9 protein-coding genes are annotated in these 12,492 nt (G+C 64.6%); 4 read left to right on the top strand and 5 right to left on the bottom strand.

Annotated features, from left to right (window positions below; translation table 11 throughout):
* Positions 1 to 113 precede the first annotated feature (113 nt).
* Entirely contained in the window at positions 114 to 1,346 is a 1,233-nt protein-coding gene (locus ASC86_RS23215) for a DUF2325 domain-containing protein (protein ID WP_056326906.1), read from the top strand.
* A gap of 96 nt (positions 1,347 to 1,442) precedes the next feature.
* Here the strand turns inward: ASC86_RS23215 and glgC are convergent, their stop codons facing one another.
* Positions 1,443 to 2,696 carry a glucose-1-phosphate adenylyltransferase gene (gene glgC, locus ASC86_RS23210; RefSeq protein ID WP_056326903.1) on the bottom strand — a complete coding sequence of 418 codons (1,254 nt, stop codon included), beginning with the start codon at positions 2,694 to 2,696 and terminating at the stop codon, positions 1,443 to 1,445.
* Between the two features lie 361 nt (positions 2,697 to 3,057).
* On the opposite strand from glgC, the gene ASC86_RS23205 reads away from it, so the two are divergent.
* The gene (locus ASC86_RS23205) at positions 3,058 to 3,981 is read left to right on the top strand and encodes a carbohydrate kinase (RefSeq protein WP_056326901.1); all 924 of its coding nucleotides are present in this window, start codon (positions 3,058 to 3,060) and stop codon (positions 3,979 to 3,981) included.
* A gap of 179 nt (positions 3,982 to 4,160) precedes the next feature.
* Here the strand turns inward: ASC86_RS23205 and ASC86_RS23200 are convergent, their stop codons facing one another.
* From ASC86_RS23200 to ASC86_RS23190, 3 genes are read right to left on the bottom strand one after another with little or no spacing between them, the layout of a single operon-like run.
* Positions 4,161 to 5,108, bottom strand: a complete 948-nt coding sequence (locus ASC86_RS23200; protein WP_056326899.1) for an ABC transporter substrate-binding protein — start codon at positions 5,106 to 5,108, stop codon at positions 4,161 to 4,163.
* A gap of 48 nt (positions 5,109 to 5,156) precedes the next feature.
* Positions 5,157 to 6,179: a ribose ABC transporter permease gene (locus tag ASC86_RS23195; RefSeq protein ID WP_056326897.1), complete on the bottom strand. Its 1,023-nt coding sequence runs from the start codon at positions 6,177 to 6,179 to the stop codon at positions 5,157 to 5,159.
* Positions 6,180 to 6,198: 19 nt separating this feature from the next.
* Positions 6,199 to 7,725: a sugar ABC transporter ATP-binding protein gene (locus ASC86_RS23190; protein ID WP_056326895.1), complete on the bottom strand. Its 1,527-nt coding sequence runs from the start codon at positions 7,723 to 7,725 to the stop codon at positions 6,199 to 6,201.
* Positions 7,726 to 8,160: 435 nt separating this feature from the next.
* Between ASC86_RS23190 and ASC86_RS23185 the strand changes: the two genes are divergently transcribed.
* Both ASC86_RS23185 and ASC86_RS23180 read left to right on the top strand, forming a co-directional pair.
* Entirely contained in the window at positions 8,161 to 9,108 is a 948-nt protein-coding gene (locus tag ASC86_RS23185; RefSeq protein ID WP_200943846.1) for an ABC transporter substrate-binding protein, read from the top strand.
* Between the two features lie 17 nt (positions 9,109 to 9,125).
* Positions 9,126 to 9,863, top strand: a complete 738-nt coding sequence (locus tag ASC86_RS23180) for a response regulator transcription factor (RefSeq protein WP_056326890.1) — start codon at positions 9,126 to 9,128, stop codon at positions 9,861 to 9,863.
* Here ASC86_RS23180 and ASC86_RS23175 read toward each other — a convergent pair.
* Positions 9,821 to 12,487 (bottom strand): ATP-binding protein, encoded by a 2,667-nt coding sequence (locus tag ASC86_RS23175; protein ID WP_056326888.1) that lies wholly within the window; start codon positions 12,485 to 12,487, stop codon positions 9,821 to 9,823. The genes ASC86_RS23180 and ASC86_RS23175 overlap by 43 nt on opposite strands.
* Positions 12,488 to 12,492: the final 5 nt, after the last annotated feature.

The following is a 12,492-nucleotide window of genomic DNA, read 5'->3' as shown; positions in this document are numbered from 1 at the left end:
CGGCAAAACCGGGGCATCGTCAACGGTGGCACGGGTCGAACGGCCGACGGGACCCGGAGCCTGCCACTGCGCAAACCCTGCCCAGCCACGATACAGCCGAGATCGGACCCTCCATGTCGCCGCTCCCCCGCCTCTCACCGTCCCACGCGATGACGACGGCTTTTCCGCCGCTCGGCTCGCCATTGCACGACAGCCTTGGAAAAACCGGCTCCCAGCGCCTGCGCACCTGGGAAATCCCTTCCACCTTCCACTGCTCGATCATCGGCACCTGCCTGACGGCCGGAGAGTTGCGGCAGCTCCTCGTCAAAGCCGGGCTGGAAGACGCCCGCACGGCAAGCGATCACGCCCTGCACGGCCGCGGCGTGCGCCTCGCGGGCCAGCGCGACCAGGCGGCAAAAATGCTCAACAAGGCGCTCGACAAGCGCCACGAGACGAGCATCAAGCGCCTTCCGCGCCAGGCGGACGAGGCAGAGCTGCTGGCCATCTGGCGGGAGTCTTTCGACCGCGGCGACATTGCCGGACCCTATTGGGCCTTGATGAGCCATCCGGCCAGTTCGCCGGCCCTGATCCGCGATATCTTCGGCGAGGTCCACATGCTGTCGCATCTGGTCGGCAGCGCCAGCCGCCTCGATATCGCCCGCCTGACGCAGCTCGAAAAGGATCTGGAACAGGCAAGGCAGAAGGCCGCGCGGCAGGAGCTGCGCCTGAAAGCCACCGCTGCCGAGCGCGTCGAGCAGCAGCAGCATATCCGGCAGATCGAGGAACGGCTCATCCGCTCCGAAGCGCTCGCGGCATCCGCCACGCGACAGGCACAGGCGAAGAGACACGCCGTCGAGCGTTCGGATGCCGACGGCACCCGCGCCACCGGCCTTTCACAGCGGCTGGTGGAGATGGAGGAAAGATACAGTGCCCTCCAGCACGCCTTCGACCAACTGCAGGATCTCAACCATGCCGTCCTGCGGGAAAACGACGCGCTTGAAACGGCGATCGCCAGCCATCTGCGGAAGGACGCCGAAGGTGTGTCGCTACCGGCGGGCGGCCCCGTGCTTTATGTCGGCGGACGCCGCAATCTGTTCGATCATATCAGGGCCTATGCGGAGAGCCGCAACATCGACCTTCTTCTTCATGACGGCGGAATGGAGGATAGCACCACCCTGCTTCCCGCCCTCATCGGACAGGCCGCGACCGTGCTGTTCCCGGTCGACCATATCAGCCATACGGCCGTGGGCATCCTGAAGCGCCTTTGCCGCGAACAGGGTAAGTCTTACCTGCCGTTGCGCTCGGCTGGGCTCGCCAGTTTCCTCGCCGCGATCACAGGTGCCGGCGGCGTCTATGGCAGGCCGTAGTCTCAGGTATTAACGGCGGCAGGCAGCATTTCGTCGTCACCACCCATGAGGTCGTGACGACGGTCGTAGCGATGCGGTTACGCGGTCACATGCCGCTCAGAGCCGGTCGATCATCGGCTGGGTGATCAGGCAGATGCCGCCTTCCGAGCGGCGGAAGCGCTTGGCATCGAGTTCCGGGTCCTCGCCGACGACGAGGCCTTCGGGGATGACGACGCGGCTGTCGATCACCACGTTTTTCAGCTGCGCATGCCGGCCGACCTGAACGTCCGGCAGGATGACGGCCCCTTCGAGGCGGGCATAGGAGCTTGTCCGAACGCCGGTGAACAGCAGGCTGCGATGCAGCGTCGAACCGGAGATGATGCAGTCGCCCGAAACCAGCGAGGAAATCGCCGAGCCGCGGCGGTCTTCGTCGTCATGCACGAACTTCGCCGGCGGGGTGATTTCGGCATAGGTCCAGATCGGCCAGGATTTGTCGTAGAGGTCGAGTTCCGGAACCACATCCGTCAGGTCGATATTGGCCTGCCAATAGGCATCGATCGTGCCGACGTCGCGCCAATACGGCTCGCGCTCGAGATTGGAGCGCACGCAGGAGGCAGTGAACCGGTGCGCCTGGGCTTTGCCGTGCTGCACGACGTAAGGGATGATGTCCTTGCCGAAATCGCGGCTCGAGGAAGGATCGGCCGCATCGCGGCGGAGCAGGTCCATCAGGAACTTGGTGCGGAAGACGTAGATGCCCATCGAGGCGAGCGCCATCTCCGGGTTGCCGGGAATGCCCGGCGGGTCGGCGGGCTTTTCGACGAAGGCGATGATCCGGTCCGTCTCGTCGACATGCATGACGCCGAAGCCTGTCGCTTCCATGCGCGGCACTTCCAGGCAGCCGATGGTGACATCCGCGCCGGAATCGACGTGCTGCTGCAGCATCAGCTCGTAGTCCATCTTGTAGATGTGGTCGCCGGCAAGAATGACCATGTATTCGACGCCGTAGGCTTCGATGATGTCGATGTTCTGGTAAACCGCGTCGGCGGTGCCTTCGTACCACTGGGTTTCCGAGACACGCTGCGACGCCGGAAGAATGTCGAAGCTCTCGTTACGTTCGGGACGGAAGAAGTTCCAGCCGCGCTGCATGTGGCGGATCAGCGAGTGGGCCTTGTACTGGGTGGCGACGCCGATGCGACGGATACCCGAATTCAGGGCATTGGACAGCGCAAAGTCGATGATGCGGGTCTTGCCACCGAAGAAGACCGCCGGCTTGGCGCGCCGGTCGGTCAATTCCATCAGGCGGCTGCCGCGGCCGCCGGCGAGAACATAAGCCATCGCATCGCGCGCGAGGGGTTGCGAACGTTTTTCCATTGTATCTCCTCCCATTTCACCAGCCACCGCCCAAAGCACGGCAGCGTTTTCCCAAATCCAGCTCGAACGTCCGTGTCGCGAGCGGCAACAGCGCGATCGAGGCGGCATCGGGCCACCCGTTTCCAACGTCGTTACCTGCCCATGCGAAGTCCCGGACGGCCGCCTCCCCGTCCTGTCTCCCATGCCGGATTGAACGGATAATTTCACAAATCGGCGCCGATCGAGAAATATTACGGAATAAAAGAAATATTTGAAACAATGCCAAAGAAATATTCGCGTTTTCTTGTGTAGTCGTTGCGAACTACTTTCTTCCTGCCTAGGCTGCACCCGGATCGCCACGCCAGGGAGGGAAATGACGACCATGATCGTTTGCTGCGGAGAGGCGTTGATCGATATGCTGCCGGCCTTGTCGCAAGCCGGCAAAGCCGCTTTGGCGCCGCATGCGGGCGGGGCGCTTTTCAACACCAGCATTGCGCTGGGGCGGCTGGGCGTGCCGGTCGAATTCTTCAGCGGCCTTTCGACCGACCTGTTCGGGCGCCAGTTGCGCGACGCGCTCTCCGCGAGCCATGTCGGGCTGCGCTATGCCCGCTTTTCCGCACGGCCGACGACACTTGCCTTTGCCCATGTCGTCGGTGGCCACGCGACCTACACCTTCTATGACGAGGGAACGGCCGGGCGCATGCTCGCAAAGGCCGACCTGCCGGCACTGGAGAATGAGGTCGCCGCCATGCTGTTCGGCGCCGTCAGCCTTATTTCCGAACCGTGCGGTTCCAGCTACGAAGCGCTGATGCGCCGAGAGGCCGATCGGCGGGTGATGATGCTCGACCCGAACATCCGTCCCGCTTTCATCACCGACCGCAATGCCTATGTCGAACGCTTCCGGCGGATGATGGCGCATGCCGATATCCTCAAGCTTTCCGACGAGGACCTGGCCTGGTTCGGCGAAGAGGGCAGCATGGAGGAGATCGCCCGGCGCTGGCTCGAACGCGGCCCCCGGCTCGTCATCGTCACCCGCGGAAGCCAGGGTGCGATCGGCTATACGAGGGATTTCACCGTTTCCGCCACGCCGCCGCATGTTGCGGTGGTCGATACGGTCGGGGCCGGCGATACGTTCAATGCCGGCGTGCTCGCTTCGCTTTACGAGCAGGAAGCGTTGCGCAAGGACGCGATCGCCAGCCTCTCGCAGGAGGCCGTCCGGCACGCCCTCGACCTCGGCATCCGCGCCGCCGCCGTCACCGTGTCGCGCGCCGGGGCCGATCCGCCGTGGCGGCACGAACTATCCTGACCGCCGACATCGCCCAAACACGTCACCGCCCGGAGATCGACCGATCTCCGGGCGGTTCCTTTTGTCCGGCCGGGGGAGAAAGGGGCGGCCGGCCCTGCCGGCACGGACAAAAAAGAGGGCGGCTCCAAGCCGCCCCAAAAGCGCCTGGAGGAGGGCGCGCTTCCCTGGGAGGGACGGCTTTACTGGTTCTTGTCCGATGCCCACCCGATGTATTCGTTGACGTTGTCGCGCGTCACGAGGTGCGAATCCATCAGCTCGACCGGGTTTGCGGGCTTGGTGCCGTTGAGGATGCCGACACCGAGTTCCACCGCGCGGCGGGCCATCTTGTAGGGGTTCTGCGAGGCCGAGGCTTCGATCATCACCGCATTCGGGTCCTTCAGGGCCGCTTCGATATCCGGCGCGCCGTCCACCGAGGTGATAACCATGCCGGTGCGGTTCTGCTGGCGGGCGGCGAGGTCCGTGCCGATCGCCTGCGGATCGTTGATGGTGAAGACGGCGTCGATCTTGTCGTAGCGGGTGAGATGGCCCTGCATGACGTTCATGCCGCCTTCGCGCGAGCCCTTGCCGTCCTGATCGTCGGACAGCACCTTGATGTCGGGAGACTTGGCGAACACCGACTTGCAGCCGTTGACACGGTCGACGACGGCCGAAACCTGCGGGCCGTTCTGGATGATGACGTCGCCCTTGCCCTTCAGCTTGTCGACGATGTACTGGCAGGCGATCTCGCCGGCCTGAACGTTGTTGGTGGTGACGACGGCGTCCGCGCCTTCGGCGAAGGTATCCACCGCCACGACGACGATGCCGGCGGCCTGCGCCTTCTTGATCGCCGGGCCGATCGCCTTGGAATCGGCCGGGTTGAGCAGGATCAGGTCGACGCCGGCGGCGATGAAGTTGTCGATCTGGGTGAACTGCTTGCCGATATCGTAGTCGAAGCCGAAGGCCAGGACCTCGACATTCGGATTGGTCTTCTTGGCTTCCGCCTCGGCGCCCTTGGCAAGCGCCACGAAGAACGGATTGCCCATCGTGCCGAGCGAGACGCCGATCTTGTTGAGATCCTTCGACAGCGCCGGCGCTGCGGAAAAAGCGAGCGCCACGAGCGACGTCGCGAGGATGGAACGTTTAAACATGAAGTCCTCCTTGAGTGTGAACGATGACTGGAACCTGTGGTGGGCGGCTCAGGTGCGAGCCGACCCCTTCTGGCGGAAGTGATCGAGCGCGACGGCGCCGATGATGACGAGACCCTTGATGACGTATTGCCAGATGTCCGAGACGCCGATGAGCACCAGGCCGTTGGACAGGACCGCGATGATCAGCGCGCCGACCAGCGTGCCCCAGATGGAGCCGATGCCGCCGACGAACGAGGTGCCGCCGAGGATGACCGCGGCGATGGCGTCGAGTTCATAGGCCTGGCCGAGCTGCAGGCCGTTGGCCGCAAACAGGCGGGTGGAAACCATCACCGCGCCGAGCCCCGAAAACAGGCCGGAAATGCCGTAGACGATGAGATAGATGCGCGGAACCTTGATGCCCGAGAGACGCGCCGCCGCCTCGTTGCCGCCGACGGAATAGATATGCGTGCCGAGCACCGTGCGCTTGAGCACGAACCACGACGCCACAATCACCAGCAAGGCGACGATCGCCAGCCACGGAATGGCGACAAGGCCCGGAATAATCGTCAGCGTGCCGTTGCCGATGAAGGCGAAGGGAATGTCCGAGTTGAAGATGGTGGTGTCGCCACCCATCAGGCGGGCAAGGCCGCGCACCGCCGTCAGCGAGCCGAGCGTGACGATGAAGGGCGGCAGGCGCAGCCCGGCGATCAGCGCGCCGTTGACGATGCCGAAGCCGGTCCCGACGAACAGGGCCACCAGCACCCAGAGATAGGAAAGCTCCGGCATGGTGGAGGTGATGAGGCCTGCCATGGCGGCGGCGGCCAGGATCGAGCCCACCGAAAGATCGATGCCGCCCGTCAGGATGACGAAGGTCATGCCCGCCGCCAGAACCGTGTTCACCGAGGCCTGCTGGAAGACGATGTTGATGTTCTGTCCGGTGAAGAACCGCCCGCCGGAGATGATATGGAAGCCGATGGCGACGAGGATGAGCACGGGCAGCATGCCCAGCGCTCCCATGACGCCCTGAAGCTTCACACCGCCGCCTGCGGCCTTCTTGTCGGCGGCTGCTGCATTGTCCGAATTGCCGGCCATTGTCGTCCTCCCCTTCTGCTTATGCCGCAACCGGCGCCGTGGCCCCGGTCGCAAAACCGATGATGTTTTCCTGTGTCGGCGCAATGCCTGTCGCACCACCGACCTCGCCGGTGATGACGCCCTCGCGCATCACGACGATGCGGTCGGCAATACCGATCACTTCCGACAGTTCCGAGGAGATCACGAGGATCGCGACCCCCTTCTGCGCCAGCGCGTCGATGATCTTGTAGATCTCGGATTTCGCGCCGATATCGACGCCGCGCGTCGGCTCGTCGAGGATCAGAACCTGGGGCTCGATCTCCAGCCAGCGTGACAGAAGCACTTTCTGCTGGTTGCCGCCGGAAAGGCCGCCGACCGGATATTCCGGACCGGGCACGCGCACCTTCAGGTCCTTGATGGCGCCGCGCGCCCGCTCGTCTGCCTTGCGCCGGTTGAGCACGAAGCCCCATTTCGAATCGCGCTTGAGCACGGCAGTATTGGTGTTGTCCCGGCAGGACATATCGAGGAAAAGGCCGTTGCCGCGCCGGTCTTCCGTGAGATAGGCGACGCCGCTGTTGATCGAGGCGCGCGGCGAGTCCGGCGAAAACTCCCGCCCGTGCAGCCGCATCGTGCCGGTCGTGCGCGGCCGAAACCCGTAGATCGCCTGTGCAAGCTCGGAGCGCCCTGCCCCGACGAGCCCGGCAAGACCGACGACCTCGCCGGCATGGAGCTTGATCGAGCAGTTCCTGACGCGGGTTCCGTCCGAGACGTTCTCCACCTCCAGCACCGGCTTGGCGTCGGAAAGGTCCGGCTTGTGCGTCTTCGTGTAGAGCGAGGACAGTTCGCGGCCGACCATGAGACGCACGATGGCGTCGGGACTGATCTGGTCGCGGTCGAGCGTGCCGACATAGGTGCCGTCGCGCAGCACCGAGACGCGGTCGGCAAGCTCGTAGACCTCGTCCATGCGGTGCGAGATATAGACGATCGCCAGCCCTTCCGAGCGCAGCTGGCGGATCATGGCGAAGAGGCCTTCGGTCTCCCGCGAGGAGAGCGTCGTCGTCGGCTCGTCCATGATGAGGATGCGGGAATCGGCATGCAGCGCGCGGGCGATTTCCACCAGCTGCCGGTTGGCGATGCTGAGCGTGCCGACGATGGTCGAGCCGGTGAACTGCGCGCCGAGCCGGCGCAGCACCGGCTCCACATCCTTCAGCATCTTCTCGCGGCTGACGACGCCGTAGCTGTGCAGTTCGCGCCCGAGATACATGTTCTGCGCCACCGTCAGGTTCGGCGAGAGCGCCAGCTCCTGATAGATGATCGAGACGCCCGCCGCCTTCGAGGAGATCGGGTCGGTGATGTTGACCGGCTTTCCGTCGATCAGGATGCGCGCCCCGGCATCGGGCTTGTAGGCGCCGGAGAGCACCTTCATCAGCGTCGATTTGCCGGCGCCGTTTTCGCCCATCAGCGCATGCACCTCGCCGGGGTAAAGCGTGAGCTGCACGTTCGACAGCGCCTTGACGCTGCCGAAGGTTTTGGAAACGTTGCTCATCTCTAGGACGGGACTGGTCATGGCTGCTCCCCTTGATGCTCGGGGAACGGAAGCTGGAGCAGGCAATTGCCACGATGGGGCGCCTTCCGGCGGAAAGCCGGATGCGTCCCGTCTGCGACGCTCCTCCGGTTTTTGGCCGCCGGCCGGAGCAATCCTCCTCAGTCTTCGCCTCCCCGCGAAGTGATGGATGGTAATGACCACGCCGACATGAACGGCTGATGTCGCGCCGGGCCTCGCAAGAATAAATATAAGAATAACATCTGTAACATTTGAAATAATTCTCGGCGGCCACGAGTTTTTACAAGACGTTGCCGAGGAATAAACGGGCGAGCGGAATGTAAAGAGCCAATTGCATGCGCCACCCTCGCCGCCTATAGAAGAGGGCCGAGGGGGCTAAGGCACGGGGAGGCGCCGGCAACGATGAGCAGGAATTCGGGTTCTCCGGGAAGGGCCACGGTGTGGCCACTTCTGCGCCGCGGCCGGCTGCTGCTGCAGGCCCTTTCCCTTGCGGCCACGGCGTTCACCGCCGCGGAGGCCCGCGACCTCAGGGCGATCGGCGTGCTGGTGGGCGATCTCGGCAATCCGTTCTTCGTCGAACTCGGCAAGGGTGTCGAGGCTGCCGCAAGGGAGCTGGCCGGCCCCGATGTCGGCGTCACCGTCCGCTCGAGCGGCTACGACCTCGACCGCCAGACCGCCCAGATCGACGAATTCGTCAAGGACGGCATCGATATCCTGATCCTGAACGCCGTCGATACGACCAAGATCGAGCCGGCCGTGCTGCGCGCCCGCGCCACCGGCATGGTGGTGGTGGCGACGGATGTGAAGGCGGCGGGCGCATCTGCGACGGTCACTTCCGACAATCGGCAGGCCGGCAAGCTCGCCTGCCGCTACATGGCCGAGCGCCTGGGCGGCAAGGGTGAGGTGCTGATCCTCAACGGACCGCCGGTTTCTTCCGTCATCGAACGCGTGGCGGGCTGCCGCAGCGAACTGACGGCCTCCGTCGGCATCACGCTCCTGCCCGACGACGAGGATTGTGGCGGCAGCCTTGACGGCGGCCTTGCCTGCATGACGGCAATGATGGTCAAGCATCCCCATATCGACGGCGTCTTCACCATCAACGATCCGACTGCGACGGGCGCCAACATCGCCGCCGACCGCGCCGGGCGCAAGGAGTTCTTCATCGCCTCCGTCGACGGCTCGCCGGTCGCCGTCGATCTCCTGCGCGAGCCCGGCACCCGCTTTGCCGCAACCGTCGCGCAGAACCCGAGGGGCATGGCGGAACTGGCCGTGCAGATGGGGATCGCGCTTTTCAAGGGCGAGAAACCCGCCGAGACGCTCATCGAGATGCCGGTGACGCTGATGACCGCGGACAAGGCCAAAGACTATACTGGCTGGGGGCGCTGAGGAAGGCTGCGACACGCATGACGAAGGACACGGCCATTCATATCGCGCTGGTGGAAGACGATCCCGATATCGCCACGCCGCTCGAGGAAACGCTGATCGGCGAGGGATACCGGGTGCACCGCTGCCCGACCGCCGCCGCGCTGCGCAGCACGCTCGAACGCGAACAGGTCGACATGATCCTGCTCGACCTCGCGCTGCCCGACGGCAACGGGCTGCAGATCGCCGCCCAGATCCGCGCGACGACCGCCGTGCCGATCATCATGCTGACCGGGCGCGGCAGCGAGATCGACCGCATCATGGGCCTCGAACTGGGGGCGGACGACTATATCGTCAAGCCCTTCAGCCTCAGGGAAGTGGCCGCAAGGATCAAGGCCGTGCTGCGCCGCGGCCGGCTCGTCGTGCCGGTGCAACTGCCCTCCGTGCGCAAAGGCTACCGGTTCGCCGGCTGGACGCTGGATATCGAGCTGCGGCGGCTCTACGATCCCGACGGCAAATATGTGTCGCTGACCGTCAACGAATTCGACCTGCTGGTCTCGATCGTCTCCGCCTCGGGGCGCATCCTCACCCGCAACCAGTTGCTCGAAGCGACCCGCCACGACAACAATGACGACGTCTTCGACCGCACCGTCGACGTGCTGATCCTGCGCCTGCGCCGCAAGATCGAGCCGAACCCGCAGCTACCGCAATTCATCATGACCGAACGCGGCGTCGGCTACCGGTTCAACCCCCCGGTGGAGCCGGTCGGGTTCGACTGACGGGCATCGAGCTGGCTCCTGAGCGACGCGGCCAGCACTTCGATACGATAGGGTTTTCCCAGAAGCCGGACATCGCCGCCGAGCGTGAGACTGTCGTTCAGCCGGTCGCGGGGATGACCGGAGGTGTAGAGAACGGCGATGCCCGGCTGCAACGTGCGCGCATAATCGGCGATATCGACGCCGGTCATGCCGCCCGGCAGCATGACGTCGGTAAAGAGAAGATCGAAATCCTCGGCCTCAAGCGCGGCCTTCGCCTGCCCGACATCGACGGCCACGCGGGTCCGGTATCCGAGCCCGCCCAGCATCTCGACGACCGTTTGACGCACGATCGGATCATCCTCGACGACGAGCAGCCGCTCGCTGCCGCCGACGACCGGCGCGCCCGTCTCCGCCGGCCAATGGCTTCTGGCGGCAAGTCCTTCCTGCGCCTTCGGCAGCAGGATGGAAACAGTCGTTCCCCTCCCTTGCGTACTGGCGATATCGATCTGGCCGCCCGATTGCGTCACGAAGCCATAGACCATGCTGAGCCCGAGCCCGCTGCCCCGGCCCTTGTCCTTGGTGGTGAAGAACGGCTCGTAGACATGGGCGAGGACATCGGGCGCCATGCCCGCGCCGTTATCCTCGATGCAGATGCGGATGAGATCGCCCGTCCCCTCCAGCGCCGGCATCGCCGCGGTGCGCAGGCAGATTTTGCCGCCCGCCGGCATGGCGTCGCGGCTGTTGAAGAGAAGGTTGAGCAGCGCATTTTCCAGCTGGCCGGGGTCGACGAAGACGGGGGCAAGGTCGGGCTGCAGGTTGGTTTCCACGGTGATCTTGCTGCCGAGGCTGTAGCTGGCAAGATCGAGCAAATTCAAAACGAGTGTTTCGAGGTCGGTGGCCTCGGGCTGCAGCGCCTGCTGGCGCGAGAAAGCCAGAAGCCGCTGCGTCACCGTCGCGCCGCGCTCTGCCGCCTCCAGCGCCCTCAAGATCTTCTGCGCGACATCCGGGTTTTCGTGCAGCGTCTGGTAGAGCATCTGCAGATTGCCGCTGACGGCGGCAAGCAGGTTGTTGAAATCATGCGCCATGCCGCTCGTCAGCTGGCCGACGGCCTCCATGCGCTGGGACTGGCGCAATTGCCGCTCGATCGCCCGCTGTTCCGTCAGGTCGGTATAGATCGTCGTGAAGCCGCCCGGCATCGGGTGGCTTTTCAACTCCACGATCCGGCCGCTGGCGAATGTCTGCTCATAGCGGATCGCCTGCGATGCACGCAGCTCGAACAGTTCGTCCGGGCGGGCGGGCGAGCCATCGATAAAACGCGCCTTCGCACCGGATTTCCGCAGCGCCGCAAGAATGACCTCGAAATGCACGCCCTGCCGGATGACCAAGGGGTCCAGCTCGTTGATCTCGATGAATTGCGGATTGAAAGCGACGAGCCGGCCGTCCGAATTGAACACCGACATGCCGTCGGTCATGTTGGCGAAGGTCGCCTCCAGCGTCTGCGATTTCTCGATCAGGTCGTTGGCCAGCGCCTCGCGATCGAAGCTCTGCTCCTTGAAGACGTTGAACGCCCGCGCCAGGCTGCCGAATTCGTCGCTCCTGTCGACCGCCGGCACGTTGATCGTCCGGTCGCCCTGCGCAAGCCGCGTCATGGCCGTCGTCACCGCCGCAAGGTTTCCCGCAAGATTGCGCAGCACATAAAAGGCCGCCACAGCCCCGGCGAGCACCGAAATCAGCGTCAGCGGCAGGATGCCACCCTTGCCTTGGGCAAGCGCGGCATTGGTTTCCGAGCTGCGGTTCTGGGCCATCTGCGTCGTGCGGCCGACGATGCCCGCCACCTGATTGCTGAGTTCGGTCGAGACCGCATGGATCGAGGCCAGCAGATATTGCCGCTTCTGAAGTGCTGCGAGATCCTGCCGGCGCAGCTCGAACACGTTTGCCTGCGCCGCAACGAATTGCCGAACCTCGGCGATACCCGCCCCCGCCGTGTCGTCGAGACGCTCGCGCAGTTGCGCCTCCGACCGGGCAAACGTCTCCTCCAGCTGCCGCAGCGTCGCGGGGCTGCTGCTGCCCATGCCTTCGAACACGGTTTCCACCAAACTGCGGAAGGCATCGGAAGAAGGGCCTGCCGCGTCGGGATGTGCCCGAAAAATCGCGTCGATCCGCTCGGCGATCCGCCCGCGCCCGTCAAAGGCATAACGCAGTTCCAGAATGTCGGAGCGGATATCGAGGCTTTGGCGCGTGTTGCGCACCAGCTCGTGCAGGTCGGCCTCCAGCTTGCGCGCCAGCTCGCCTGCCTTGCGCTTCTCGGCCCCCTCCCTCATGTCGTCGCCGGCTTCGACAGCGCTGACCAGAGTGTTGAGTTCGGCCAACTGGCCGTCGAGCTTGGCGCTTTCGTCATTCAGCTTGTTGACCACCTGGATGGAACTGATGAACGGCGCGATCGCCGCCACGGCCGAGCTGCGCTTGGCCAGCTCCATCGCCCGGCCGATATCCGGCAGGCTCTCGTCGCGCAGCAGCTTCAGCGCCTGCTCGGTCTTGGAAAACCCGCGCCAGCCGATCGTGCCGACGACGACGTTCAGGCTGACGAACAGGCACACGGCGACCAGCAGCTTCGCCTTCACGGTTTTCAAGAATAAAACGTCCATGGGTT

The sequence above is a fragment of the Rhizobium sp. Root1212 genome, assembly GCF_001424985.1.
In the GTDB taxonomy this organism is placed as follows: domain Bacteria; phylum Pseudomonadota; class Alphaproteobacteria; order Rhizobiales; family Rhizobiaceae; genus Pararhizobium.
The sequence above is the reverse complement of the archived record's forward strand: the minus strand, read 5'-3'. Positions and strand labels throughout refer to the sequence as shown.